Below are 25092 nucleotides of genomic sequence, written 5' to 3' on the forward strand. Positions count from 1 at the left end.
AATCTTCCTAACGCCCATGCCTTGCTCCTGACTAGGGTTGCACTCAGGCAGCGCAGAAAGTACTGCCTCAGAAAAAACAACATTCGAGTGAGGTGGGCAAAATGATCATGCAAACAATCAAGGCTTCGGTGGTGAAGTTCATCAAAGACGAAGATGGCCTGACCATTGTGGAGTATGCCGTTGCCGGTGGGTTAATTACGGTGGCTGTTGCCGCAATGTTTGTAACTTTGGGCACCAACGTGAACACCAAGATCACTGCGCTGTGCACTGCGGTCAAAGGTTCTGCCTGCTGATGATTGCAACTCACCGTGGCGGGGCGCTTCGCGCTGTCCCCGCCAATGTACTTTCTAAGCCGTATGGCCGCTGAAGTGAGGTACACAAAAATGACTCTGCAAACAATCAGAACTTTGATAAGCAAATTCGCCAAAGATGAAGATGGCCTGACCATTGTGGAGTACGCCGTTGCCGGTGGGTTAGTTACGGTAGCTGTTGCCGCAATGTTTGTAACCTTGGGCGGCGAGGTGAACACCAAGATCACAGCGCTGTGCACTGCGGTCAAAGGTTCTGCCTGCTAACGATAATCCCGTCAGGGGAGACGCGCCATGTCCATGGAATTGCTGGTGTCGACTGTTTTACTGCTAGGACTATTGGGCGTGGCGGTGGTGAGCGATCTGCTTCGCCACCGTATTCCCAACTGGCTGGTTTTGTTGGGGCTTGCCCTGGGACTGGGGGCTCAAATGTATTCAGGTGGCATCAGCGGATTGGGTGACAGCCTGTTGAGCATTCTGATCTGCTTTGCGCTGTTCCTGCCAATGTACGCCTTCGGTGGCATGGCTGCCGGCGACGTCAAGTTGATGGCCATGGTCGGCAGCTTTCTACCATTTCATTTCGCGTTGTGGGCTGCAATGTTCAGTTTGATAGCCGGCGGCGTATGCGGTTTTTTGATAGTGCTGTATCGCGGTCAACTGTTTCAGACCTTGGGGCGTTATTGGCTGATTCTAAGGGCGCAGGCTTATCTGGCGCCAACTTCGGATGAAGTAGCTGGCAAGCCTTTTCCTTATTCGATTGCAATTTTGCTCGGCACACTGGGCAGCATCTACTGGCAACTCCTTGCCAGTGGATTGGGAGATTAGTCATGCACGTCATGGTTGATACTGATGCCTTCCCGAATGAGCGGGAAGCGGTGCAACGACTGGCTCCTCAGCCGTGCACAATCCGCGAAACGGGTCTGACCGACAGTTTTCTCGGTGAGTTGGTGTGCAAGCATCTGTTTGATGCAGGGGTACTGGACATGTCGCGGCTGGTGGATCGCCTGGCGCTGACTGGCGCGGTACTTGAAGAGGTTCTGGCGTTTCTGCGCAAGGATGGTCGTGTCGAAGTGCTGGGCCAGATGAGTCAAACCGGCGGGCAGATGCTGCGTTACGGCCTGACCGAACGTGGGCGCAGTGCCGCCCGTGATGCCCTGTCGCGCAGTGGTTATATCGGAGCGGCACCCTTCCCGGTCAGTACCTACCGCTCCCTGATCAAGCTACAGACCATTCACCATGGTCGCATCAACGCCAACGATATGCGCAATGCCCTTGCTGGCGTAGTGCTCACGGAGGAGATGCTTGATCAGTTGGGTGTGGCAATGAACTCCGGGCGCGCAATCATGATTTATGGCCCCGCAGGTACCGGCAAGACCTATGTCAGTTCCCGGCTGATCCGACTGTTCGCCGAGGCCATCTGGGTCCCTCATGCCATCGTCATCAATGAGTCAGTGATCGAAATCTATGACCCGCAAGTTCATCAGCGGCTCGATGACAACGTTCAGCAAAACAGTCTGATGCTCAACGAAGGGATCGACCGTCGTCTGCTGTGCTGCAAACGCCCGATTGTCATCACCGGCGGTGAGTTGAGCATGGAGCAGCTGGACGTTCGTTATGACCCCTTCACCCGTCAGTACCAGGCCGCCTTGCAGCTCAAGGCCAGCAATGGCCTGTTCATCATCGACGACATGGGACGCCAGCGCATGGCCCCTGCCGAACTGTTGAATCGCTGGATCGTCCCGATGGAAGAAAAGCGCGATTTCCTCAACCTGGGCGGTGGTCGGCATTGCGAGTTGCCGTTCGATCTGATTCTGGTGTTTTCCACCAACCTCAATCCCCTGGAACTGGCCGATGAGGCCTTCCTTCGCCGGATTGGCTACAAGCTGCAGTTCGGTTACCTGAAGCCCGAGCAGTACGAAAAGATCTGGCGTCAGGAAAGCGAGCGTCTGGGCGTTTCTTATGACCCGCTGCTGGTGCGTTATGTGCTGCAAAGGCTTTATGCAAGTGAAGGCATGCCCCTGGTGCCTTGCCATCCCCGCGATCTCCTGAACATGGCACTCGATCGCCAGCGTTATATAGGCGGTTCCGGACCACTGTCACCGAAAGAGTTGGAATGGGCCTGGCACAACTACTTCGTCCAGCTCGACTTTCTTTGATGCGGAGATACTGACATGAGCTCTCGTACGCTTACCCTGATAGGTGTTTCCTTGGCCATGGGCCTGGGGGCCGCATGGATGGCCGATTCCTGGCTGAGCGCGCGGCTCAATGCCAGCCCGGATGACCACCTTCGAAACGTGGTGGTCGCCACGGTGGAGATTCCATTCGGGCAAATGGTTGAGGCCCAACAGGTCACGACCGTACGCATGCCCATGGATACGATCCCGGACGATGCCTTCGATGCCAGCGAAAAAGCCGTGGGCAAAATCGCAACGTTCGACATTCTGCGGGGCGACATCGTGCGCGGTGCTCGTCTGAGCGAGCACTTGGGGGGCAGCACCCTGGCTTCCTTGATTGCGCCTGACAAACGCGCCATATCGGTACGGGTGGACGATGTGGTCGGCGTCGGTGGATTCCTGTTACCGGGTAACCGGGTGGACGTACTGGCGACCAAAACCACCAATGCCGGCAGTAACAACGCCACGTCCCGGACCATCCTCGAGAACTTGCGGGTGTTGGCGGTGGATCAGACCGCAGGTACCGACAAGACCCAACCAGTCGTGGTGCGCGCAGTGACCCTGGAGATGTCGGCCGCTGAAGCGGAAGCGCTGGTCACCGCGCAGACGGAAGGCAAGTTACAACTGGCGCTGCGTAACCCGCTGAACCTCGAGAAGAAAAGCCCGGCCGTTGCGCCTGCCACGCCTGCTGCACCTGTTGCCCCGGCCATGGCTGTGGCCACTGTCGAAGCGCCAAAACGCGTGGTACAGCGCAGCAGTGGCGAGGGGGCGGGTATCACTGTTATCCGCGGGACCGAAGCCAAAGTCGTCAACATTCGCTGACGGGCGCACAGGTATCCGGGCACCTGGGTATTGGCGGAGCCGATCCGGATCAGTATCGGCAATCGAGGGCTTGATGATGAATCTTCGTATTCAGCGGCCGTTCACTTCGACGCCAAGGCGCCAGGAAGGATCGGTGAGTGTATTGATGGTGATCGCGTTGGCGGTGATTGGTCTGATGGCGGCCTTGGCTCTGGACGGCGGGCATATGATGCTGAACAAAACGCGCCTGCAGAATGCGGTGGACGCCGCCGCCCTGAGTGGTGCCAAGACCCTGAGTCAGGTGGCGGGTGGCAGCAACAGTGCCAGCACGACTCGCACCGCCGCGCTCAATACGCTGGTACAGAATGCCAATGCCACAGGTAACAACGAGTTGGCCACGGCTGTGGGCGGCAACGCAGGTGCATTTGCGGTGGTGGAGCTGGCAAGCAGCGTCTATGGCCCGTTCTCGTATCCCGGGCCGACGGATGCCAAGTACGTCCGGGTATCGGTACCGAGCTATGGCCTGACAGGGTTTTTCTGGAACTTCGCCCAGGTCTTCGGCGCTGGTGGCCTGGGAGCCAAAGCGGTGGCGGCGATCGCCACCGCCGGACCCAGCCCTACCAGTCCCTGTGATCTTGCCCCTTTGATGGTCTGTGGCAACCCGACTCAATACAACCCGGCGGCCGGCATGTTCTGGGGGTTTCAGTTTGGTGATTTGCAGGTTTTGAAGACGGCGGCCGGCAATTCGTCACCCATTGGCCCAGGTAATTTTCAGTTGCTCGATTTTGGCTCGGGTGGCAGTCAGGTCCGTGAAGATCTGGCCGGAGGTGGCAAGGTCTGTCGCGACGTGGGGCAAAATGTCCAGACATCCCCGGGCAACATGGTCGGTCCTGCGTCTCAAGGTCTGAATACTCGCTTCGGCATCTACAACGGTCCGGTCAGTGCCTCGGACTATCCGCCAGACCTGGTGACCTCGTCCAGTAATCCCGCAATCATCTACGACGACTCAGTCTCTCCTCCACAAGCCAAGTACCAAGGCCAGACCGTCACCTCGAACAACGGCAATCTCACCGCCGGTAGCAACTCGATACTGGACTATAACGACTGGCGTGCGAGCGTTGCCGCCTGCGTCGCGGGAGGCAGTGGTTGTCAGGGCAATGGGGTGTTCGAGCGTCGGATGCTGAAAGTCGTGGTGGGCAACTGCGCCGGCAAACAGGGTGGTTCAACCTCGATTCCCGTTCTCGGTTTTGGCTGCTATTTCGTGGTGCAGCCTATGGCTGGCGGGGGCGGGGACGCGCAAATTTTCGGCCAGTTCGTGAAAGAGTGCGAAGGTGACAACGTGGCGGGTCCCTCGCCGTCTACCGATTCCGGCCCGCAGATCATTCAGCTGTACAAAACCTATCTCAACGGCAGCGGTACTCCGAGCACTGACTCGTAGGGGGCGTCATGAGACTTCATGGATTTAAAAGTCGGCAGCGTCAGCAAGGCCTGGCCATGGTGGAATTCACTCTGGTCCTGCCGGTGTTGCTGTTGCTGCTGCTGGCCTTCGGTGAGTTCGGCCGCATGCTCTATCAGTACAACATCCTGCTTCAGGCCAGTCGTGATGCGGACCGTTTCGTCGCCAGTAATGCCTGGGACTCGACGCTGGGTGCGGTCTCTCTGAGCAATACGCTACTGACCCAGACAAAAAACGTTGCGGTGTATGGCGTACCTGCCAACACCGGGACCGCAGTGGTGTCAGGGTTGACGACAGGCAACGTGGTCGTTGCCGCGGTGGGCACAGACCATGTGCGGGTCACCATCACTTACACGTTCTGCCCGGTGATTGGCGGTGGCAATTGCACTGGATCGCTTCCCGGTTTTGTGGGTAATCAGATTGCTCTGAGTATTCCGCTGGTTGCCACTACCGTGATGAGGGCGCTGTGATGAACAGAAAACACATGCGCGGCACCTATACGGTGGAGTTCGCCATCGTTGGTCTGCTGGTATTCACATTGTTGTTCGGCGTAGTGGAAATGGGCCGCGTGTACTTCACGGTCAATGCGCTGGATGAAGCCGTACGGCGTGGTACGCGCCTGGCTGCGGTGTGCAACATCAGCGACCCGGTGGTCCTGCAGCGGGCGATCTTCAATGCCGCAGGCGACGCGGGTACCAGCCAGCTGATAGGCAATCTGAGCACCAGCAACCTGACGCTGAGATATCTGGACGCAAACGGTGCGTTGGTAACCAACCCCTCCGACACGAGTGGGAGCAATGGATTCCGTGCCATCCGCTATGTCCAGTTGAGTCTGCAGAACTACGTTTTCAATCTGTTTATTCCCGGGTTCGGCGTGCCCATTACCTTGCCCGTAATCAGAGCAACGTTGCCACGCGAAAGCCTCGGGCGTCATTCCGATTCCGGGGAGATCACGCCATGCTGAATACCAAGGACACTCCACTCTCTACCGCGACCGGCAAAGCCGGGCTACGGTTGCTGATCAGTAGCCGTGATGCCACATCGTTGCGAGACCTGCAGAGCGTCTGCCAGCGCATGCCCAGCCTGGAGGTGAGCACTCGCCTGGTGAGCAATGGGCATGTTGACCCGCTCTACGGCCTGGACCGGATGCCTGATCTGTTGCTGTTGCGCGTCAGCCACCTGTGGCGTGAAGAGCTTGCGGCACTGTTGCAGCGCCCGGCTCATGAGCGTCCGCCGATGCTGGTGTGCGGGTTGCTGAGCGAACAGGAAGGCATGCGCCTGGCGATGCAGGCCGGTGCCCGTGACGTGTTGCCCGAGCCCATCGCCGAGACAGAACTGGTCGCTGCCTTGAATCGGCTGGTCATGGAGGTTCGGACCGGCAGCGGCACAGAAGGGAAATTGATCGCCGTAACCAGCTCCAAGGGCGGATCGGGCGGCACCATGCTGGCCTGCAACCTGGCCCAACAGCTCAGCATGAAGGGTGGCAGTACCCTGTTGCTGGACATGGATCTGCAATTTGGCAGCGTGACGCATTACCTGGATGTGGCGCAAACCCACAGCCATCTTGAGGTGTTGCATCAGATCGACGGCATGGACAGCGTTGCGCTACGGGGTTTTTGCAGTCACTTCAGCCCCACCTTGCATGTGCTGGGTGGCCGTGCCGGTGAGCTGTGTCTGCCGCAGGATGCCCAACCCGAGCAACTTGACTCCTTGTTGCAGTTGGCCCGCGCCAGCTATGACTGGGTAGTGATCGATCTGCCACGGCAAATCGACCACCTCACAGGCTCCGTGCTGGAGCAGGCGGACCGGGTGTACGTGGTGGTGCAGCAGAGCGTCAGCCATCTGCGCGATGCCAGCTCCCTGGTGCGGATTCTTCGCGAAGACCTGGGTGTACGCGGGGATCAATTGCAGATAGTGGTCAACCGCTATGACAAGTCGGCAGCGGTCAACCTCAAGGATATCGGCGAGGCGCTGCGCTGCACGAACCTGTCCAAATTACCCAACGACTTCAACCTGGTCAGCCAGAGTCAGAACACTGGCGTGCCTTTGGCTCTGCATGCGCCGAAGGCAGCGATCACTGCTGCACTGCGCGACATGACCGAGGGCCTGGTCGGTCAACAGGCTACCGGGAACAAAGGCTTACTCAAACGCGCCTTCAACCGTTTTTTCGGGGGATGACCCATGATCAGCGACTTTCGTAACCGCTTGCGCAAACAGTCCGCTAAACCCGCCTCATCGTCGGTTACCACGTTGGACGGTAACCTGCCGGATCCGGCAGATGAATTGATGGCTTGGGAGCACGCAATCCCGGATGTCATGTACGAAACCAGAACCCAGGTCACCCCGGTGGAAGCCGAGTGGCGAGAAAAGATCTACCAACAGTTGCTCAAGGTCATGGACCTGTCCTTGCTGGACTCCCTTGAGCAGGCTGAGGCCACGCGGCAGATTCGCGATATTTGCCAGCGCCTGCTCGACGAGCATTCGGCACCGGTGAGTACGTCCAGCCGCCAGTTGATCATCAAGCAGATCATCGATGAGGTGCTCGGCCTTGGCCCCCTGGAGCCTTTGCTGGCCGATCACAGCGTGTCCGATATTCTGGTCAACGGCTTTGCCTCGGTCTATGTCGAGCGCTTCGGCAAGCTGCAACGCACCGATGTGCGCTTTCGCGATGATCAGCATTTGCTGAACATCATCGACCGTATTGTCTCCAGCCTGGGTCGGCGTATCGACGAGTCTTCGCCCTTGGTGGACGCCCGGCTCAAGGACGGTTCGCGGGTCAACGCGATTATCCCGCCGCTGGCCATCGACGGCCCGAGCATGTCGATCCGGCGCTTTGCGGTGGACCTGCTCAATACCGACAGCCTGATCCAGGTGGGGACGTTGACCCCGGCCATTGCCCTGCTGCTCAAGGCGATAGTGCGTGGGCGCTTGAACGTGCTGATTTCCGGCGGTACCGGCAGTGGCAAGACCACCATGCTCAATGTCCTGTCCAGTTTCATTCCGCACAACGAGCGGATCGTCACTATCGAGGACTCGGCCGAACTGCAGCTGCAGCAGCCCCATGTGGTGCGCCTGGAAACCCGGCCTTCGAACATCGAGGGGCGCGGCGAGGTGAGCCAGCGGGAGTTGGTGCGCAACAGCCTGCGGATGCGCCCGGACCGCATCGTGATCGGTGAAGTGCGTGGTGTCGAGGCGCTGGACATGCTGACGGCGATGAACACCGGCCACGACGGCTCGTTAACCACGATCCACGCCAACACCGCGCGTGATGCGTTGGGGCGGGTCGAGAACATGGTGTCGATGACCGGGGCGACCTTCCCGATCAAGGCCATGCGTCAGCAGATCGCTTCGGCCATCGATGTGGTGATCCAGCTGGAACGCCAGGAGGACGGCAAGCGCCGCCTGGTCAGCGTGCAGGAAATCAACGGCATGGAAGGCGAGATCATCACCATGACCGAAATCTTTTCCTTCGCACGCCATGGCGTAGGCGAAAACGGCGAGGTGCTGGGGGATTATCGTCCCAGTGGCATGATCCCCGCCTTCCGAGATGTGCTGGCCAAGCGCGGCATCGAGTTGCCGCTGACGATGTTCAGGCCTGAGTGGATGGAGGCACGGCAGTCATGAACAATATTCCTGGTGAATTCATTCTGATGTTCCTCGGCATGGTGTTTATCGCCGTGTTCCTTCTGTCCCAGGGCGTGGCGGTGCCGGTATTCGGCGAAGCCGGGAAGATGCGCAAGCTCATCCGCAACCGCTTGCATGTACTGGAGAAAGCCAACCATCTACCTAATATGCAAACAGTGTTGAGGCAGAAGTACCTGACGCGCTTGTCGCCACTGGAGGCGATGCTCGAGCAGTTGCCTTTTATGGCGAACCTGACACAGCTGATCGAGCAGTCGGGCCATGAATATCGTGCTTATCGGGTGATATTGCTTGGGCTTTCCCTGGGCGTTGCAGCCGGCGCCATAGTCCTGATGGTTTCGGCGATCTGGTGGATGGCGCTGGCGGTGGCTTTTGTGGTGGCCTGGGTCCCGGTCCTGAAAATCCTGCGTGATCGCAACAAACGTTTTGCGCAGTTCGAGGAAGGTTTGCCAGATGCGCTGGATGCCATGTGCCGAGCCCTGCGCGCCGGGCACCCCTTCAACGAAACCCTGCGCCTGGTTGCCGAGGAGCATCGAGGGGCGGTCGCTCATGAGTTTGGCCTGACCTTCGCCGATATCAACTATGGCAACGATGTGCGCCGGGCCATGCTCGGCCTGCTGGAGCGCATGCCAAGCATGACGGTGATGATGCTGGTGACTTCGATCCTCATCCATCGCGAGACCGGCGGCAATCTGACGGAAGTGCTGGAGCGCCTGAGTCGGCTGATCCGTGGACGCTTCCGCTTTCAGCGCAAGATCAAGACCTTGTCGGCGGAAGGACGTATGTCGGCCTGGGTGCTGGTGGCGATTCCTTTCGTGTTGGCGATCGCGATTATCGTTACAAGCCCCAGTTACCTTCCTGTGCTGATCAATGACCCCACGGGCCATAAGCTGATCATCGGGGCTTTCGGCGCCATGTTGATCGGGATTTTCTGGATAAAAAAAATCATCCGGATTCAGGTTTAAGCGGTACTCGCTACCGGGAGGTACAGGATCATGGACTATTTGCTGGGGTTGTTCAGTCGGGTTACGGGGAACGAAGAGCTGGCGCGCATATTGTTCATCAGTGTGATCGGTTTGAGTACGGTGTTTGCGGTCATCGCCGTGATGTTGCTGATGCTAGGCCTTCAGGACCCGGTGCAGCGTCGCCTGGCGTTGATCAAGCGTGGTCACTTGGGCAATACGTTCGGGCAGGAGGCTCCGGGTAACCTGCAATTGTTGCTGGAACGGGTCGGCCAGCGCTTTGCTTCGGCCGAGTCGACCAAGACGTCCGTAACCCGGACCCTGTTGATGCATGCGGGTTACCGTTCCTCTTCGGCAGTGCAGATGTACTGGGCGGTGCGCCTGATGTTACCGCTGTTACTGATTGGCCTTGCGTTGCTGCTGTTGCCGTTGATCCCCAAGGTTTCATTGATGATCGGCCTGTTGGTGGTGACCATGGCGGCCGGTATCGGTTGGTTGCTGCCGGCACTGTATGTCAGCAAGCGTAAGGAGTCGCGTCAAAACCGGCTGCGTGTGGGGTTTCCAGATGCGCTGGACCTGATGGTCGTCTGCGTGGAATCGGGCCTGGCCCTGCCTACGACCATCGAACGTGTGGCTGAAGAGATGTCGGTCAGCCATATTGAGCTGGCGGAGGAACTGGCCCAGGTCAATGCGCAAATCCGTGCGGGCATTACCAGTACCGAGGCACTCAAGCAACTGGCTGTGCGCACCGGTCTGGAGGACGTACAAGGGTTGGTCAGCCTTTTGGCGCAGAGCATCCGCTTTGGTACCAGCGTGGCCGACACCCTGCGCATCTATGCCGATGAATTCCGTGATCGGCGCACTCAGGCCGCCGAAGAAGCGGGGGCGAAAATCGGTACCAAACTGATATTTCCGCTGATTTTCTGCCTATGGCCGAGCTTCTTTCTGGTTGCCATCGGCCCAGCCCTGATCGGGGTGTTGAGAGCATTCGGGTGAGCTCAAACGGCTTGAGGCTGTCGAGTGCGACGGCCTTGTCACCCTGAGCTTGATCTGTACTTTCCTGCCATAGGTTTACCCATCCCCTGTAGGAGCTGCCGAAGGCTGCGATCTTTTGATCTTCCTGCGATTTACGATCGCTTGAAGTCAAAAGATCGCAGCCTTCGGCAGCTCCTACAGGGTGATCCGACCAGGGATGGATCATGCTTAGATGCCGCTGCTTTTCTGCACACGACCATCAAGCCCGGCTTTGCAGCCAGGCCACTCTGGATTACGCCAGAGACTTGTCATCCATCGACATCCCTCAGTTGCCGCTAGTGATTTGTCCCCCGGTGTCCTGGTCATAAAATTCCGGAATCGGGTAGTTGAAGCTGTTCAGCCAGCGCTGCATGGCCAGGTCACGTTCGGTGGCCGAAGCGGTTTGCAGGTGAGGGGAGGCAACCACGCCGCGAATCTGCAGCTGCAACCACTGTTCGGTGCCTTGTTGATACGGCGAAGAAGGGCCCGGCTCAATGGCCCAGGCAGTGGTGGACAGGCAAGCCATGCACCCGATCAACAGCCTTTTGGTCTTCATCTCGAGTCCTCGTACGTTCTACTTGTTCGCACTGGAAGAGGCATCGGCTACCTCAGTCTTGCGATTGCCCTCGGAGGCCACCACTTTTCTGGCGGAGGCCTTGAGTTTTTCCGCGCGGGTTTGAGCCTCTACGACTTGCTTGGGGCTCAAGTCGGCGCGGGTCACGAGTTCGGCGGCCGCCTTCCAGTTATCCTGGTAGATCAGCAGCGTTACCATATTGAGTGCCGCTAATGTGTTCTCCTGCTTGAGCTCCATGGCCGTCATGAACTCAAAGCGTGCTTCAGGGATCCGTCGCTGATTGAGGTAGACGACCCCCAGGTCATTTCGCATCTTGTCATCGGTGGGGGCCATTTTCACCGCACGCTCAAGGTGAATGGCAGCGGTGGCGTTATCATTTCTGGCGGCGGCCAACTGGCCCAGGCCATGTTCCCCTTCAGCCGCCAGACAGGTGCCAAGCAAGCTTTCGTACAACGGCTGCGCGTCGCCGCTACGCCCCATCAAGCGCAGCACCCGAGCCTTGCGCAGGCGAACCTGGACCACGCTATCGGGCAAACCTTCCAGATTCGCCAGGCTGGCATACAAACGGCCTTCTTCGGCCATGTTGTCGGCCAGGTTCAGGGCCAGTTCTTGCTCCGAACCGGGCTTGGCACAGCTACCCGGTCGCGAAGGCATGCCATTGCTGGCACAACCTGCGAGCATTAATGTCGCCGCTATTGCAATGACTGCTTTCATTGAATGTCCTCTGGCTAAAACAGGTTGAACGCCTGGCCAATGGCAGTACAGCTGGCCCGGCAAGCGTTCAAAGTCACCGTTACGAGTGAGGGCGAGGTCAGTGCGGTTCAGGCTGCGTTTCATTGCGAGAGTCCGCTGAGACTGTCGAAGTCACCATTTTCCAGAAAGAACATGCGGTAGAAGTTCGGGTCGTAATTGCGCAGCTGTTCGCCAGGCAATGTCGGTAGTTGTGCATCGGCAGCCAATGGCTGGACCAGATGCGGGGTGACGATCATCAGCAGTTCGCGCTCTTCACGGTTGATGGTGTTGTCGCGGAAAAACGCGCCCAGAATCGGAATATCGCCCAACCCCGGAAACTTGTTCACCTGGGAGTCGTTGTGGGTGCTGATCAGGCCGCTGATGACGAAGCTTTCGCCGTCGGCCAGGGAGATGCTGGTATCGGTACGGCGCACGGTCAGGGCCGGGACAATCGTGCCGGCGATGCTCACTGCGTTGGTGAAATCCAGTTCACTGACTTCCGGCGCCACCTTCAGTGCGATACGGTTTTTCCCGACGATGGTTGGCGTCAGGGTCAGGCGTATACCGAATTCCTTGTACTCGATGGACACGTTATCGCTGCCTGAACTGGGCACCGGAATCGGTACTTCACCGCCGGCCAGGAAGCTCGCACTTTGCCCGCTGAGCGCAACCAGGCTTGGCCGCGCCAGGGTGTAGGCGAAACCGCTGCCTTCCAGCGCGTTGATCGCCACCAGGGTACTGCCGGTAGCAAACGTGAGGTTGAACTGGTCGTTTCTCACCGGTATCGCCGGCGTGACTATGCCGCCGATGGTGGGCAAGGTTCTCGGCGAGCCGAACAGCCAGTTCCCCCGGACGCCGAAAATCGAGGCGGAGGCTTCCTTGAGCTTGGTCCGGCTGACTTCAACGAAGCGGACATCGGTCTGCACCTGGCTCGGCAGCAACGGGTCGTCGGAAGGCACCGACGGCACGCTGGTGAGCGCCGACGTGGCCCTGCCCTTGACGAACACCATGGCTTGGCGCGGTGTTTTCGAACAGGCGGTCCAGACCATCAGGCTGGTGGTCCCCGGCGCAATGCCCGTGAGTATGAACGCGTTGCTGCCGCTGGGTTGCACGTCGGCAATTTTCGGGTCACCCACCGCCAGTTGCGTTACCGAAACGGGGCTGCGCAGTTCATTCTGCAGCCCCTGACCGACCTCGTACGTTGTCGGCCAATTGTCCAGTTGCGGACAATTGGCCGGCGCGGCCTGAGCGGCATCCACGCTGAGGCCCATCCAGAGCAGGCCATGGATAATTCGCTTGAAAGCGGGCACGGGACGAAGGCTCATCAAGTACATCCTCACTGAATAGGCCAATCTTCGGCAGACTGAGCTGTCTCGGATCACTTCTCGGGGATCGGGCTATCCCCCCCAATGCGCCAGTCCACTTATCCGTGGCCTTGGCGTTATCCTTGCGTGCTACACACGAGCGGGCGCAATTCGCTGATCCGGCTGGACCGCGAGCGACCTTTGCAAAAAAACGGTTTGAGTGATCCGGTTATCTGGATTGCCTGTCAGAGCGATGCGTGCGGTTATGGATTGCACTGTCCGTCGACCTGGCTCCCCCGGAAAGTAGTCGGCAATGAAGGTACAGCGCCGGAAATCGCCTGCCAGGATCATAGTGAGGTAACTCCTTTTGCCAATCCGCTATCTGATCACTGAAGCTAACGTGGAAAATCGAGCCGTTATGACTTCTTATGGTTTGACGTTAGTTCAATCAAACCAAAGTGCCATGAGTTATAGGAAAACTAATGGTGCAAAGACTGGAGACAGGTGGGCGGGCAGGGGGGGGGCGCAGTGCGGCTGCCGGATGCTGACGGGGTGTACTGAAGCAAAAAAGGCCCGCCAGTATGACTGGGCGGGCCGGGCAATGCTTGCATCGATAAAATCAGGCGCCCTTCACGAACGTCCAGTGCTCAGTCCACGTGGTAGTGGACGGACAGCGTGCCTTTTTTCTGCGAAACGGAGGCGATGGTTACCGCGCCCAAATCCTTCAAGCTGCGTACATGGGTGCCGCCACAACCGTAGGCGGGCAGGTCACCGAAGCCGATTTCCCGGGCGCCTTCGCGCAGTGAGGTCAGGCGCGGCAGGTCGTGGTCGATCCACTGCCCGATGCCATGCTCGATGACCTCGGCCTCGACGTCCTGCGCAGATTTGCCCGGCTGAAATTGCACACGCCCTTCACCTGGCCAGTGATGCGCCTTGATCGGCATCCAGCCCATGGCCTGGACAAAGTGGCCGATCAAATGGCCAGCCGAATGCATGCGCGTGTTGAACCGCCGGCGTTGTTCGTCGACGCGGATTGGCGTCATCCCGGTTTTTACCGGCTGATCGACAAAATGGATGATCCGCTCGGGATCCTGGACCACACGCAGCACCTGGCTTTCGCCAATCCAGCCAGTGTCGCAAGGCTGTCCACCGCCCTGGGGGTGGAACAGGGTCGCGCGCAAGACCACGGCAAACTCGTTTTCGTGGGGGGTGCATTCCAGGACTTCCACGTTGGCCTTGAGCTCATCACTATGGAAAAAAAGGCGCAGCGTCATATTGCGGGCTCGTATTGGTAATCGGTTTCTATTATAGAAAGCCGGTAAATACGTGATAATCCGGGCAAACATCAAAGGACTGTTGCGTTGTGAGCATAAATCTTCCACTGCCGCTGCTCGGTGAAATGGCAATTTTCGTCAAGGTTGTCGAGACGGGCAGTTTCTCCGAGGCAGCCCGTCAGTTGGGCTCTTCGCCCTCGGCGGTCAGTCGCAGCATCTCGCGCCTGGAGAAGGCGCTCGCCACCCGGTTGCTGCAACGAACCACGCGCAAGTTGCGTCTGAGCGACGGTGGCGAGGAGGTGTTCAAGCGGTGCCAGGAAATGGTCAATGCCGCGCGGTCAGTGATGGAAATCAGTGGCCAGTTCACCGATGAACCCGAGGGGCTGGTGCGTATCAGCGTGCCGAAAGCGGTGGGCCGAATCGTGATCCACCCGCACATGCCGGAGTTCTTGCGGCGTTATCCCAAGGTGGATGTGGAGCTGTTGCTTGAGGACCGCCAGGTCGATTTGATCGACGATCATGTCGACCTGGCGATTCGCATCACCGATCGGCCGCCTGCGGGGCTGGTGGGGCGGCAGTTGCTGACCATCGATCATATGCTCTGCGCCACTCCACAGTATCTGGCCGAGCACGGGACGCCGACTCATCCCCATGACTTGCTCAATCACAGTTGCATTTACCTGGGCGAAACACCCAGCGACGCACGCTGGAAATTCAAGAAAGGCAGCAAGACGGTAACCGTGGGTGTGCGCGGGCGATATGCCGCCAATCACACTGGCGTACGTTATGGCGCGGTGTTGCAGCACATCGGGATTGGCAGCCTGCCGTATTTCACGGCGCGCCATGCTCTGGAGAAAGGGTTGATGGTGCAAGTGCTGCCGGACTGGACCTTTCTGGCGTCCTATCACGGCGGCGCCTGGTTACTGCATTCGCCAACCCGATACCTGCCGCCCAAGCTACGGGTGTTGATCGATTACCTGGTGGAATGTCTGGCGAAGGAGCCGACGCTGGGCAAGCCGGGTCGGTCGAATGGTCCGGGCTGGTCGCCATCGGAGTATGAACTGCCGGAGAGTGACGGCTTGTTTTGAAGGTCGAAACAAAGGATCGCAGTCTTCGGCAGTTCCTTGTAGGAACTGGCGCAGCCTGCGATCTTTTGGCGATTTCGGAATCGATCAGGAAACAAGATCAAAAGATCGCAGCCTTCGGCAGCTCCTACAGGTACATCCGACACCTTTTAGGAGCGCTGCGATCTTTTGCAGATCAGTGCTTGCTGTCCTGGTTCGACAACGCCAGCAGCTGCTTTTCCTGGTTCCAGTCGAAAGGTTCGTCGTTCTGTTCGGCTTCGAAGCGACGCTCTTCCAGGGCCTGGTACAGGTCGATTTCATCATCGGGCATGTAATGCAGGCAGTCACCGGCGAAATACCACAGCAGGTCGCGCGGCACCAGGTGCGCGATTTGCGGATAGCGAGTGATGACCTGGCACAGAATGTCCTGGCCCAGGTACTGGCTTTCAATCGGGTCGACAGGCAGTAACGCCAGCAGCTCGTCGAAGCGCTCAAGGAACAAGGCATGGCTTTCGTCGGGAACCTGCTCGGCCTCACCTACGGCGACCAGGATGCTGCGCAGGTGGTCGAGTAAAACGAGATGATCGGCAACGATGTTGGACACGAGATAAGTCCTCAAGAGCAAAACGGGCGCGGGAGTATAAAGCGCCCGCGCCCGTTTTTACATGTTTGAAGGGATCAGCGGACTTTTCCCTCGGCCAGTGCCAACGCCTGTTGGTCAAAGTCATCGACATCGATCACCTTGCGCCGGGCCGCTTCGGCTTCACGCAGGGTTTGCGCTTCCACCGGCTGCAACACACCAGCCTCGAGCGCGGCATCGATCAGTGACTCGCCGGCCAGCGGTTTGACCTGGCCGCTCTTGAGTGCCACATGCAGCTTTTTCTGCAGCGGCTGAGCGGCGCTCAACAGGTTGCAGGCGTATTGCAAGGCGCCGACCGGATCGTCGCTCGCCTGCGGGCGATAGCAACCCAGGAGCAATTCCTCGAGGGCTGGGTCGCCCTTGGCGCGACCAATCAAGGCAGCGACTTCGGCAGCGAGTTTGTCCGAGGGGCCTTTGTGCCGGCGACCGAACGGGAACACGATCACCCGCAACAGGCAGCCCACGACTTTGTTCGGGAAGTTGTTCAGCAGCTCATCCATGGCCCGTTCCGCCTGCCCCAGGCTTTCTTCCATGGCCCAGCTCACCAGTGGCGTCATGTACTCCGGTGTGTCGAGATCGTGATAGCGCTTGAGTGCGGCAGAGGCCAGGTAAAGGTTGCTCAGTACGTCACCCAGTCGTGCGGACAGGCGTTCCCGGCGTTTCAGTGCGCCGCCCAGCAACATCATGCTGAGGTCAGCGAGCAGGGCGAATGCCGCAGCCTGACGATTGAGGGCGCGGAAGTAACCCTGGCTGAGTTTGTCGCCCGGGATGTGTTCGAGGTGCCCGAAACCGAGATTCAGCACCAGCGTACTGGCGGCGTTGCCCACGGCAAAACCGATGTGCTTGAGCAGCAGCTCGTCGAATTCTCTGAGCGCCTGATCCTTGTCTTCACGGCCCGCGAGGGCCATTTCCTTGAGCACGAAAGGATGGCAGCGGATCGCGCCCTGGCCAAAGATCATCAGGTTGCGCGAGAGAATGTTCGCGCCTTCCACCGTGATAAAAATCGGCGCGCCGTTCCATTTGCGGCCCAGGTAATTGTTCGGCCCCATGATGATCGCCTTGCCGCCGTGCACATCCATGGCATCGCTGATGCAGTCGCGGCCGCGCTCGGTCAGGTGGTACTTGAGAATCGCCGACAGCACCGACGGTTTCTCGCCCAGGTCGACTGCATTGGCAGTCAGCATGCGGGCGGCATCCATCATCCAGGCGTTGCCGCCAATGCGGGCCATGGCTTCCTGTATGCCCTCGAAAGCGGCAATCGGTACATTGAACTGCTCACGAATCTGCGCGTATTGGCCCGTCACCAGGCTGGTGAACTTGGCCATGCCGGTGCCCACCGCCGGCAGGGAAATCGAACGCCCCACCGACAGGCAATTCATCAGCATCATCCAGCCCTTGCCGAGCATTTCCTGGCCGCCAATGAGGAACTCCAGCGGGACGAACACGTCCTTGCCCGAGTTCGGGCCATTCATGAACGCGGCGCCCAGCGGCAGATGCCGGCGGCCGATCTCGACACCGACGGTGTCGGTCGGAATCAGCGCCAGGCTGATGCCCAGGTCTTCCTTGTCGCCCAGCAGGTGATCGGGGTCATAGGCCTTGAAGGCCAGGCCGAGGAGGGTAGCCACCGGGCCGAGGGTGATGTAGCGCTTTTCCCAGTTCAGGCGCAGGCCGAGAACCTCCTGGCCTTCCCATTCACCTTTGCAGATCACCCCGGAGTCCGGCATGCCGCCCGCGTCGGAGCCGGCCAGCGGACCGGTCAGGGCAAAGCACGGGATGTCGTCGCCGCGTGCCAGGCGTGGCAGGTAATGATTGCGTTGTTCGTCGGTGCCGTAGTGCAGCAACAATTCGGCCGGGCCGAGGGAGTTGGGGACCATCACGGTGGAGGCGAGGTCGCCGCTGTGGCTTGCCAGCTTCATCGCCACTTGCGAGTGGGCATAGGCAGAGAAGCCTTTGCCGCCAAACTCTTTGGGGATGATCAGGGCGAAAAAGCCGTTGTCCTTGATGAAAGCCCAGGCTTCGGGCGGCAGGTCCATGGTTTGACCGAGCTGCCACTCATTGACCATGGTGCAGAGCGTTTCGGTCGGCCCGTCGATGAAAGCCTGTTCTTCTTCGTTCAATTGCGCTTTGGGATAGGACAGCAGTTTGCTCCAGTCCGGACGGCCACTGAACAGCTCTCCGTCCCACCACACCGTACCAGCGTCGATGGCATCGCGTTCTGTTTGCGACATCGGCGGCAGGGTTTTCTGGAACCAGTTGAACATCGGTGCACTGAACAATTTGCGACGCAGGTCGGGCAGCAGCAAGGGTGCGGCGACGGCAGCGATCAATATCCAGAAAACCAGCAGCAACCAGCCTGGTGCGCGGCTGAAAGCGCCCATGGCCACGACATAGACGGCCACGATGACCAGGGCGGGCAGCGGGGCAATGCGGCGGTGGGCCAGATAAGCAATACCGACCAGCAGAACCAGTATCCACAACAGCAGCATATTTATTCCTCCGTGAAACCAGGGCGGACCAGCCCTCAGAGCTTAGACGGCATCCGCAAAACAGGCGGGTGGTGACCCAGGATGATTTTCGTGGGCCAGATGGGCCGCACACGTGGGAAAAACCTTCATTGAACGAGCGGCAAAGCGCCCATATTTGGCCGAAACGTCGTTATCTCTGTGCTGAAGCTCTCGCTAGACTCGGGGCTTCCCCTGGAGATTATTCTCATGCACGAGTACTTGAGTCCCGGCCGCTTCATCGATAGTGACCATCCGTCTGTGGTGGAGTTCGCCGAAAAACACCGCGGTGCCAGTCGCGATCCGCTTGAACAGGCGATCAGTCTTTATTACGCCGTGCGCGAAGCGGTGCGCTACAACCCGTACACCTTCAGTCGCGATCCGCAGACCCTGCGCGGCAGTCATGCATTGGCGACCGGGGAGAGTTACTGCGTGCCCAAGGCCACGTTGCTGGCAGGTGCAGCGCGGCATTGCGGGATTCCCGCGCGGATCGGCCTGGCGGATGTGCGCAATCATTTGTCGACGCCTCGCCTGCTTGAATTGCTCAAGAGCGACATGTTCGCCATGCACGGCTACACCGAGTTTTACTTGCAGGGTCGCTGGATCAAGGCGACGCCGGCGTTCAACCGCAAACTTTGCGAGCTGTTCAATGTGGCGCCGCTGGAATTCGACGGGATCAACGACAGCGTTTTTCATCCCTTCAACCGCGATGGTGCGAAGCTGATGGAGTACCTCGTCGATCACGGCCAGTTCGCCGACGTCCCTGAAGCGTTCTTTTTCGAACACCTGGAAAAATGCTATCCGCATCTGTTCGGTGAGCAACTGCAACCGCTGTTGGGTGACATGCAGAGCGATTTGAGTCGCACCTGATCCGGCGTATGCTGCCTGCCCACTTACCAAAAAAGAGGCGGTCATGCTGAAGATCTGGGGTCGGAAAAACTCATCGAATGTGAGAAAGCCATTGTGGGCCGCCGAAGAACTGGGCCTGGCCTACGAGGCGATCGATGCCGGTGGCGCCTTTGGTGTCGTCGATACACCCGAGTACCGCGCGATGAACCCCAACGGTCGGGTGCCGGTGATCGAGGACGATGGTTTCGTGTTGTGGGAATCCAACGCCATCGTGCGTTACCTGATGGCCCGCCACGCCGCCGACACGGCCTGGTACCCCGCGGATCTGCAAGCCCGTGCCAGCGCCGACAAATGGATGGACTGGACCACCTCAAGCTTTGCCGGCCCGTTCCGTACCCTGTTCTGGGGCGTGCTGCGTACCCCGGCAGACCAGCAGGACTGGCCCGCCATCAAGGCGGCGATCAAGGAATGCGACACGCTGCTGGCGATGGCCGACCAGGCGTTGGCGAACACGCCCTACCTGTCCGGAGACGAGATCGGCATGGGTGATATTCCCTTGGGCAGTTTCATTTATGCCTGGTTCGAGATGCCGATCGAGCGTGCGCCACTACCGCATCTGCAGGCCTGGTACGCGCGGTTGAAACAGCGTCCGGCGTATCAAAAGGCGGTCATGACCGCGTTGACTTAATACTCACTATCGACACGCTTGACTGTACTTGTGCGGCGGCGACAAGCACCATTGTGCCAAGTTGTTGCGGTTGTATTGTTCGCCGCCGTCCATACTTATCCCTTTCTTCCCTTCTTGGTGCGTAAATCAGATATGAGTTCCGCTCTGTCCATCCGGCAGCTAACCAAAACCTACGGCAACGGTTTCCAGGCCCTGAGTGGTATCGATCTGGAAGTCGCCGAAGGTGACTTTTTCGCCTTGCTCGGCCCCAACGGCGCCGGCAAATCCACGACCATCGGCATTCTCTCGACCCTGGTGAACAAGACCAGCGGCACGGTGAATATCTTCGGTCACGACCTGGACCGCAATCCTGCGCAGCTCAAGCGCTCCATCGGCGTGGTGCCTCAGGAATTCAACTTCAACCAGTTCGAAAAGACCTTCGACATCGTCGTGACCCAGGCCGGCTACTACGGCATCCCGGCGAAAGTCGCCAAGGAACGCGCCGAACAGTACCTGACCCAACTGGGGCTGTGGGACAAGAAGGACGTGCCGTCGCGTTCACTGTCCGGCGGCATGAAGCGTCGCCTGATGATTGCCCGCGCGCTGGTTCATGAACCGCGCCTGCTGATCCTCGACGAACCGACTGCCGGGGTGGACATCGAGCTGCGTCGCTCGATGTGGAGCTTCCTCACCGAGCTGAACCAGAAAGGCATCACCATCATCCTCACCACCCATTACCTGGAAGAGGCTGAGCAGTTGTGCCGCAACATCGGCATCATCGACCACGGCACCATCGTCGAGAACACCAGCATGCGTCAGCTGCTCAGCCAACTGCATGTCGAAACCTTTCTGCTGGACCTCAAGGGCGACTTGCCCGCCGCGCCTCAGTTGCTCGGCTACCCGTCCCGGCTGATCGACAGCCACACCCTGGAAGTCCAGGTGGAAAAGTCCATGGGCATCACCGCGATGTTCACCCAGCTGGCGCAGCAGAACATCGAAGTGCTGAGCCTGCGTAACAAAACCAATCGCCTCGAGGAGTTGTTCGTGTCCCTGGTGGAGAAAAATCTGTCGAAGGTGGCGGTATGAGTTCCGAGTTGCGCCCCAACCTCATTGCCCTCAACACCATCGTTTACCGTGAAGTCCGGCGTTTCACCCGGATCTGGCCGCAGACCCTGCTGCCACCGGCCATCACCATGGTCCTGTACTTCGTGATCTTCGGTAACCTGATCGGTCGACAAATCGGTGACATGGGTGGCTTCACCTATATGGAGTACATCGTGCCGGGGCTGATCATGATGTCGGTGATCACCAACTCCTACGGCAACGTGGTGTCGAGTTTCTTCGGCAGCAAATTCCAGCGCTCCATCGAAGAGCTGATGGTCTCGCCGCTATCGCCGCACACCATCCTGATCGGCTACACCCTGGGCGGCGTGCTGCGCGGCTTGATGGTGGGGATCATCGTGACCCTGCTGTCGCTGTTCTTCACACACTTGCAGGTGCATCACCTGGGCGTGACCATTCTGGTGGTGGTGCTGACCGCGACCATCTTTTCGCTGCTGGGCTTCATCAACGCCGTGTTTGCGCGCAACTTCGATGATATTTCGATCATTCCGACTTTCGTGCTGACGCCACTGACCTACCTGGGCGGGGTCTTCTACTCGATCACCTTGCTGCCGCCGTTCTGGCAGACCGTATCGCTGGCCAACCCGGTGCTGCACATGGTCAACGCATTCCGTTACGGCATCCTCGGCGTATCGGATATCCGCATCAGTGTGGCCATCGCTTTCATGCTGGTGGCGACCGTAGTGCTGTATATCGGTTGTGCACGGTTGCTGGTCAGCGGACGCGGGATGCGCACCTGACCTTGTAGGAGCTGCCGAAGGCTGCGATCTTTTGGCTTTTTAACGGGCTCAAATCAAGATCAAAAGATCGCAGCCTGCGGCAGCTCCTACAGGGGGTGTATGGCAGATGTAAAAAACGGCGCCCTGGGGCGCCGTTTTGCATTTCATGCTGGTGGCGACCGCAGTGCTGTACATCGGTTGTACACGGTTGCTGGTCAGCGGACGTGGGATGCGAACCTGACCTTCCTTGTAGGAGCTGCCGAAGGCTGCGATCTTTTGGCTTTTTAACGGGCTCAAATCAAGATCAAAAGATCGCAGCCTGCGGCAGCTCCTACAAGGGGTGTATGGCAGATGTAAAAAAAACGGCGCCCTGGGGCGCCGTTTTGCATTTTCACAACCGGCTCTTCTTGCGCCGCTTCCATTGCCTGGCCACCCACCAGCGCCAATACGCCATCACCATGAAGTAGGACAGCGCACCGAGTGCCAGCCCCGTCACCACCGAACCCAACAGGAACGGTTGCCACAAGGTCGAGATTTCGCCCCTGATCCATTCCCAGGTCAGTGCGTCCGGCAACTGCCGGGCGGGGACGTCCATCAGCCAGGCGCCGGTCTGGTAGGTGCAAAAGAACACGGCAGGCATGGTGATCGGGTTGGTCAGCCAGACCAGGCTCACGGCAATCGGCATGTTGCCACGCACGATAATGGCGAGGGTTGCCGCCAGCAGCATCTGCAACGGGATTGGCAGGAACGCCGCGAACAAACCCACGGCCATGGCGCGGGCCACGGAGTGGCGGTTGAGGTGCCACAGGTTCGGGTCATGCAACAGCGTGCCGAGAAAGCGTAAGGACTTGTGTTCCCTGATGCTCATCGGGTCTGGCATGTAACGTTTGAATAAGCGCCGGGGCATAAGGCTTCTCGGTCGGTCAGGGTGGCAAGTATGTCTGGATTCTATGAACTGCCCATTCAGACTTTGTGACAATTGATAACGGCGCTCGCGCGACGGGCGGGCTAAGCCTTGGAGGGTACTCTCAAGGACGGGCTTATGCGCACAGGGATGATGGCGTTGGCGCTGGGTCTGCTGACTTTGCGTTTTTTACCGGCGTTACCGCCGGTCTGGTTGTGGCTGGCGATGCCGGTGGCGGGTTTGATGTTGTTGCCATTCAGGACGTATCCGGTGGCGTTTTACCTGTTCGGTCTGAGTTGGGCCTGTGCGAATGCGCAGTGGGCGCTGGATGACCGGTTGCCGCCGGCGTTGGACGGAGAAACCCGCTGGGTCGAAGGACGGGTCACAGGCTTGCCCCGGCATGACGACGGTGTCGTGCGTTTCGAATTGACCGACATCCAGTCCCGGCGTACCCGGCTGCCGCGGCAAATGCGCCTGTCCTGGTACGGCGGGCCGCCGGTGAACAGTGGCGAGCGCTGGCGTCTGGCAGTCAAATTGAAGCGCCCGGTCGGGCTCCTCAATCCGCAGGCGTTCGATTACCAGGCCTGGTTGCTGGCACAACACATCGGGGCGACCGGGACGGTCAAGCAGGGCGAACGCCTTGCGCCAGCCCAATGGGCCTGGCGCGATGGCATCCGCCAGCGTTTGCAAGCGGTGGATGCGCAGGGGCGAGGCGGCGCGTTGACGGCGTTGGTGCTCGGGGACGGTGCCGGGCTGAGTCGCGAAGACTGGCTGGTATTGCAGGACACCGGCACGGTTCATCTGTTGGTGATTTCCGGGCAGCACATCGGCTTGCTGGCGGGCGTCGTGTATCTGCTGATTGCCGGCCTGGCCCGTCTTGGGTTGTGGCCGAACCGCCTGCCATGGTTGCCTTGGGCGTGTGGCCTGGCATTCGCCGCGGCGCTCGGTTACGGGATGCTCGCCGGATTCGGGGTGCCGGTGCGACGAGCCTGCCTGATGCTGGGCCTGGTGTTGTTGTGGCGTCTGCGGTTTCGTCATCTCGGTGCATGGTGGCCGCTTTTGCTGGCCCTCTGCGGCATTTTGCTGCTGGAGCCGCTGGCGAGTCTCCAGCCTGGTTTCTGGCTGTCTTTCGCGGCCGTGGCCGTCTTGATATTGACCTTCGGCGGCCGATTGGGCCCCTGGCGATGGTGGCAAACCTGGACCCGTGCCCAGTGGCTGATTGCTATCGGATTGTGCCCGTTACTGTTGATATTGGGATTGCCGATCAGCCTGAGCGGTCCGGCAGCCAATTTGCTGGCGGTGCCGTGGATCAGTCTGCTGGTGTTGCCACCGGCCTTGCTCGGGACATTGCTGTTGCCGGTGCCCTACGTGGGCGAGGGCCTGTTGTGGCTGGCGGGCGGTTTGATCGGTGGGTTGTTCAGGGGCCTGGCGGTGTTGGCCGAGGTGCTACCCGCGTGGGTGCCGGAGGCGATTCCTCTGGGGATATGGAGCCTCGGCGCGCTGGGCGCTTTTCTACTGCTGTTGCCGCGTGGCGTTCCGTTGCGCCCGTTGGGTTGGCCTCTGCTGCTGTTGCTGGTGTTCCCACCCCGGTCAATGCTGCCGGAAGGCATCGCTGAAGTCTGGCAGTTGGACGTGGGGCAGGGGCTGGCTATTCTGGTGCGCACCCGGCATCACACCTTGCTGTATGACGCCGGACCGCGATTCGGTGAACTCGACCAGGGGGAGCGGGTGGTGCTGCCGGCGTTGCGCAAACTCGGGGTGAAGGACCTCGACCTGATGTTGATCAGCCACGCCCACGCCGACCATGCCGGCGGTGCCCGGGCGATTGCCAAAGGCTTGCCTGTAAAACAGGTGGTCAGTGGTGAACCGTCAGACTTGCCTGTGGAGTTGCAGGCCGGGCGTTGTGAGAGCGGCCGGCAATGGACCTGGGATGAAGTCGATTTCCAGCTTTGGCACTGGCCATTGGCCGGCGACAGCAACCAGAACTCTTGTGTCTTGTTGATCGAGGCCAATGGCGAACGGTTGCTGTTGAGTGGCGACATCGATGCCGCCGCCGAAAGAGCCCTGCTGGACAGTCCGCTGGCCCTGCCCACCGATTGGCTGCAGGCGCCACACCACGGCAGTCGCAGTTCGTCGTCTAACGCCCTGCTGGATGTCCTGCAACCTAAAGGGGCGCTGATCTCCCGCGGCCAGGGCAATTCGTTTGGCCATCCGCATCCCACGGTCATCGCTCTTTATCAAAAACGCGGGATGGCGATCTACGACAGCGTCGAACAGGGTGCCATTCGTCTGCAACTGGGGCGCTTCGAGCCGCCGTGGTCGATGCGCCAGGAACGGCGTTTCTGGCGTGATCCGCCGCCTTTGAACCCATGACCGAGCGTTATC

The 25092-nt window shown here is 59.5% G+C and carries 25 protein-coding genes; 18 read left to right on the forward strand and 7 right to left on the reverse strand.

The features are described 5' to 3' along the window. The first annotated feature begins 101 nt into the window (after window positions 1-101). The 12 genes from C9422_RS05620 to C9422_RS05675 all read left to right on the forward strand — a co-directional run bounded on the left by C9422_RS05620 (window position 102) and on the right by C9422_RS05675 (window position 10339). Window positions 102-293, forward strand: coding sequence for a Flp family type IVb pilin (locus tag C9422_RS05620; RefSeq protein ID WP_116579954.1), 192 nt, complete (start codon window positions 102-104; stop codon window positions 291-293). 90 nt (window positions 294-383) lie between these two features. Then, window positions 384-575, forward strand: a complete 192-nt coding sequence (locus C9422_RS05625) for a Flp family type IVb pilin (protein ID WP_116580128.1) — start codon at window positions 384-386, stop codon at window positions 573-575. Window positions 576-602: 27 nt separating this feature from the next. Further along, window positions 603-1133: a prepilin peptidase gene (locus C9422_RS05630; RefSeq protein WP_116579955.1), complete on the forward strand. Its 531-nt coding sequence runs from the start codon at window positions 603-605 to the stop codon at window positions 1131-1133. Between the two features lie 2 nt (window positions 1134-1135). Further along, window positions 1136-2464 carry an AAA family ATPase gene (locus tag C9422_RS05635; protein ID WP_116579956.1) on the forward strand — a complete coding sequence of 443 codons (1329 nt, stop codon included), beginning with the start codon at window positions 1136-1138 and terminating at the stop codon, window positions 2462-2464. A gap of 15 nt (window positions 2465-2479) precedes the next feature. Next, window positions 2480-3304 carry a Flp pilus assembly protein CpaB gene (cpaB, locus tag C9422_RS05640; RefSeq protein WP_116579957.1) on the forward strand — a complete coding sequence of 275 codons (825 nt, stop codon included), beginning with the start codon at window positions 2480-2482 and terminating at the stop codon, window positions 3302-3304. 73 nt (window positions 3305-3377) lie between these two features. Continuing rightward, entirely contained in the window at window positions 3378-4721 is a 1344-nt protein-coding gene (locus tag C9422_RS05645) for a TadE/TadG family type IV pilus assembly protein (protein ID WP_116579958.1), read from the forward strand. Between the two features lie 8 nt (window positions 4722-4729). Continuing rightward, entirely contained in the window at window positions 4730-5209 is a 480-nt protein-coding gene (locus tag C9422_RS05650) for a TadE/TadG family type IV pilus assembly protein (protein WP_116579959.1), read from the forward strand. Further along, window positions 5209-5703 carry a TadE/TadG family type IV pilus assembly protein gene (locus C9422_RS05655; RefSeq protein WP_116579960.1) on the forward strand — a complete coding sequence of 165 codons (495 nt, stop codon included), beginning with the start codon at window positions 5209-5211 and terminating at the stop codon, window positions 5701-5703. Before C9422_RS05650 ends, C9422_RS05655 begins: the two co-directional genes overlap by 1 nt. After that, window positions 5697-6917, forward strand: coding sequence for an AAA family ATPase (locus C9422_RS05660; RefSeq protein ID WP_116579961.1), 1221 nt, complete (start codon window positions 5697-5699; stop codon window positions 6915-6917). Before C9422_RS05655 ends, C9422_RS05660 begins: the two co-directional genes overlap by 7 nt. Before the next feature lie 3 nt (window positions 6918-6920). Continuing rightward, a complete protein-coding gene (locus tag C9422_RS05665) occupies window positions 6921-8363 on the forward strand; it encodes a CpaF family protein (protein ID WP_116579962.1) in 1443 nt (480 codons plus the stop codon). Continuing rightward, entirely contained in the window at window positions 8360-9346 is a 987-nt protein-coding gene (locus C9422_RS05670; RefSeq protein WP_116579963.1) for a type II secretion system F family protein, read from the forward strand. Before C9422_RS05665 ends, C9422_RS05670 begins: the two co-directional genes overlap by 4 nt. 30 nt (window positions 9347-9376) lie before the next feature. Then, window positions 9377-10339 carry a type II secretion system F family protein gene (locus C9422_RS05675; RefSeq protein WP_116579964.1) on the forward strand — a complete coding sequence of 321 codons (963 nt, stop codon included), beginning with the start codon at window positions 9377-9379 and terminating at the stop codon, window positions 10337-10339. A gap of 304 nt (window positions 10340-10643) precedes the next feature. On the opposite strand, the gene C9422_RS05680 is transcribed toward C9422_RS05675, so the two are convergent. The 4 genes from C9422_RS05680 to C9422_RS05700 all read right to left on the reverse strand — a co-directional run bounded on the left by C9422_RS05680 (window position 10644) and on the right by C9422_RS05700 (window position 14241). After that, window positions 10644-10913 (reverse strand): DUF3613 domain-containing protein, encoded by a 270-nt coding sequence (locus C9422_RS05680; RefSeq protein WP_116579965.1) that lies wholly within the window; start codon window positions 10911-10913, stop codon window positions 10644-10646. A gap of 18 nt (window positions 10914-10931) precedes the next feature. Further along, on the reverse strand, window positions 10932-11645 hold the full coding sequence (locus C9422_RS05685) for a tetratricopeptide repeat protein (RefSeq protein ID WP_116579966.1): 714 nt from the start codon (window positions 11643-11645) through the stop codon (window positions 10932-10934). A gap of 119 nt (window positions 11646-11764) precedes the next feature. Beyond that, complete coding sequence (locus C9422_RS05690; RefSeq protein WP_116579967.1) at window positions 11765-12988, reverse strand: type II and III secretion system protein family protein; 1224 nt, start codon at window positions 12986-12988, stop codon at window positions 11765-11767. Window positions 12989-13614: 626 nt separating this feature from the next. Next, the gene (locus C9422_RS05700) at window positions 13615-14241 is read right to left on the reverse strand and encodes an alanyl-tRNA editing protein (protein WP_116579968.1); all 627 of its coding nucleotides are present in this window, start codon (window positions 14239-14241) and stop codon (window positions 13615-13617) included. 89 nt (window positions 14242-14330) lie between these two features. On the opposite strand from C9422_RS05700, the gene C9422_RS05705 reads away from it, so the two are divergent. Further along, window positions 14331-15329 carry a LysR family transcriptional regulator gene (locus C9422_RS05705; protein ID WP_116579969.1) on the forward strand — a complete coding sequence of 333 codons (999 nt, stop codon included), beginning with the start codon at window positions 14331-14333 and terminating at the stop codon, window positions 15327-15329. 172 nt (window positions 15330-15501) lie between these two features. On the opposite strand, the gene C9422_RS05710 is transcribed toward C9422_RS05705, so the two are convergent. Next, the gene (locus C9422_RS05710; protein ID WP_007972361.1) at window positions 15502-15909 is read right to left on the reverse strand and encodes a PA2817 family protein; all 408 of its coding nucleotides are present in this window, start codon (window positions 15907-15909) and stop codon (window positions 15502-15504) included. A 74-nt stretch (window positions 15910-15983) separates the two neighbouring features. Then, window positions 15984-18431, reverse strand: coding sequence for an acyl-CoA dehydrogenase (locus C9422_RS05715; RefSeq protein WP_116579970.1), 2448 nt, complete (start codon window positions 18429-18431; stop codon window positions 15984-15986). A 225-nt stretch (window positions 18432-18656) separates the two neighbouring features. Between C9422_RS05715 and C9422_RS05720 the strand changes: the two genes are divergently transcribed. From C9422_RS05720 to C9422_RS05735, 4 genes are all read left to right on the forward strand, one after another. Further along, a complete protein-coding gene (locus C9422_RS05720; RefSeq protein ID WP_102700915.1) occupies window positions 18657-19316 on the forward strand; it encodes a transglutaminase family protein in 660 nt (219 codons plus the stop codon). Between the two features lie 43 nt (window positions 19317-19359). Further along, window positions 19360-19983, forward strand: a complete 624-nt coding sequence (locus C9422_RS05725) for a glutathione S-transferase family protein (protein WP_007972356.1) — start codon at window positions 19360-19362, stop codon at window positions 19981-19983. Between the two features lie 132 nt (window positions 19984-20115). Continuing rightward, the gene (locus C9422_RS05730) at window positions 20116-21048 is read left to right on the forward strand and encodes an ABC transporter ATP-binding protein (RefSeq protein ID WP_116579971.1); all 933 of its coding nucleotides are present in this window, start codon (window positions 20116-20118) and stop codon (window positions 21046-21048) included. Continuing rightward, window positions 21045-21824: an ABC transporter permease gene (locus C9422_RS05735; RefSeq protein ID WP_007972352.1), complete on the forward strand. Its 780-nt coding sequence runs from the start codon at window positions 21045-21047 to the stop codon at window positions 21822-21824. Before C9422_RS05730 ends, C9422_RS05735 begins: the two co-directional genes overlap by 4 nt. Before the next feature lie 370 nt (window positions 21825-22194). On the opposite strand, the gene C9422_RS05745 is transcribed toward C9422_RS05735, so the two are convergent. Continuing rightward, the gene (locus tag C9422_RS05745) at window positions 22195-22710 is read right to left on the reverse strand and encodes a DUF2062 domain-containing protein (protein ID WP_116579972.1); all 516 of its coding nucleotides are present in this window, start codon (window positions 22708-22710) and stop codon (window positions 22195-22197) included. Window positions 22711-22845: 135 nt separating this feature from the next. On the opposite strand from C9422_RS05745, the gene C9422_RS05750 reads away from it, so the two are divergent. After that, entirely contained in the window at window positions 22846-25080 is a 2235-nt protein-coding gene (locus C9422_RS05750) for a DNA internalization-related competence protein ComEC/Rec2 (RefSeq protein WP_116579973.1), read from the forward strand. The last annotated feature ends 12 nt before the right edge of the window (window positions 25081-25092 follow it).

This window comes from Pseudomonas sp. B1(2018) (assembly GCF_003097365.1).
In the GTDB taxonomy this organism is placed as follows: domain Bacteria; phylum Pseudomonadota; class Gammaproteobacteria; order Pseudomonadales; family Pseudomonadaceae; genus Aquipseudomonas; species Aquipseudomonas laurylsulfatiphila.

What these genes read in the sequence shown, in the direction of transcription:
- C9422_RS05620 (WP_116579954.1), top strand. Translation starts at nt 102, where the DNA reads ATGATCATGCAAACAATCAAGGCTTCGGTGGTGAAGTTCATCAAAGAC.
- C9422_RS05625 (WP_116580128.1), top strand. Translation starts at nt 384, where the DNA reads ATGACTCTGCAAACAATCAGAACTTTGATAAGCAAATTCGCCAAAGAT.
- C9422_RS05630 (WP_116579955.1), top strand. Translation starts at nt 603, where the DNA reads ATGTCCATGGAATTGCTGGTGTCGACTGTTTTACTGCTAGGACTATTG.
- C9422_RS05635 (WP_116579956.1), top strand. Translation starts at nt 1,136, where the DNA reads ATGCACGTCATGGTTGATACTGATGCCTTCCCGAATGAGCGGGAAGCG.
- cpaB (WP_116579957.1), top strand. Translation starts at nt 2,480, where the DNA reads ATGAGCTCTCGTACGCTTACCCTGATAGGTGTTTCCTTGGCCATGGGC.
- C9422_RS05645 (WP_116579958.1), top strand. Translation starts at nt 3,378, where the DNA reads ATGATGAATCTTCGTATTCAGCGGCCGTTCACTTCGACGCCAAGGCGC.
- C9422_RS05650 (WP_116579959.1), top strand. Translation starts at nt 4,730, where the DNA reads ATGAGACTTCATGGATTTAAAAGTCGGCAGCGTCAGCAAGGCCTGGCC.
- C9422_RS05655 (WP_116579960.1), top strand. Translation starts at nt 5,209, where the DNA reads ATGAACAGAAAACACATGCGCGGCACCTATACGGTGGAGTTCGCCATC.
- C9422_RS05660 (WP_116579961.1), top strand. Translation starts at nt 5,697, where the DNA reads ATGCTGAATACCAAGGACACTCCACTCTCTACCGCGACCGGCAAAGCC.
- C9422_RS05665 (WP_116579962.1), top strand. Translation starts at nt 6,921, where the DNA reads ATGATCAGCGACTTTCGTAACCGCTTGCGCAAACAGTCCGCTAAACCC.
- C9422_RS05670 (WP_116579963.1), top strand. Translation starts at nt 8,360, where the DNA reads ATGAACAATATTCCTGGTGAATTCATTCTGATGTTCCTCGGCATGGTG.
- C9422_RS05675 (WP_116579964.1), top strand. Translation starts at nt 9,377, where the DNA reads ATGGACTATTTGCTGGGGTTGTTCAGTCGGGTTACGGGGAACGAAGAG.
- C9422_RS05680 (WP_116579965.1), bottom strand. Translation starts at nt 10,913, where the DNA reads ATGAAGACCAAAAGGCTGTTGATCGGGTGCATGGCTTGCCTGTCCACC.
- C9422_RS05685 (WP_116579966.1), bottom strand. Translation starts at nt 11,645, where the DNA reads ATGAAAGCAGTCATTGCAATAGCGGCGACATTAATGCTCGCAGGTTGT.
- C9422_RS05690 (WP_116579967.1), bottom strand. Translation starts at nt 12,988, where the DNA reads ATGAGCCTTCGTCCCGTGCCCGCTTTCAAGCGAATTATCCATGGCCTG.
- C9422_RS05700 (WP_116579968.1), bottom strand. Translation starts at nt 14,241, where the DNA reads ATGACGCTGCGCCTTTTTTTCCATAGTGATGAGCTCAAGGCCAACGTG.
- C9422_RS05715 (WP_116579970.1), bottom strand. Translation starts at nt 18,431, where the DNA reads ATGCTGCTGTTGTGGATACTGGTTCTGCTGGTCGGTATTGCTTATCTG.
- C9422_RS05720 (WP_102700915.1), top strand. Translation starts at nt 18,657, where the DNA reads ATGCACGAGTACTTGAGTCCCGGCCGCTTCATCGATAGTGACCATCCG.
- C9422_RS05725 (WP_007972356.1), top strand. Translation starts at nt 19,360, where the DNA reads ATGCTGAAGATCTGGGGTCGGAAAAACTCATCGAATGTGAGAAAGCCA.
- C9422_RS05730 (WP_116579971.1), top strand. Translation starts at nt 20,116, where the DNA reads ATGAGTTCCGCTCTGTCCATCCGGCAGCTAACCAAAACCTACGGCAAC.
- C9422_RS05735 (WP_007972352.1), top strand. Translation starts at nt 21,045, where the DNA reads ATGAGTTCCGAGTTGCGCCCCAACCTCATTGCCCTCAACACCATCGTT.
- C9422_RS05745 (WP_116579972.1), bottom strand. Translation starts at nt 22,710, where the DNA reads ATGCCCCGGCGCTTATTCAAACGTTACATGCCAGACCCGATGAGCATC.
- C9422_RS05750 (WP_116579973.1), top strand. Translation starts at nt 22,846, where the DNA reads ATGCGCACAGGGATGATGGCGTTGGCGCTGGGTCTGCTGACTTTGCGT.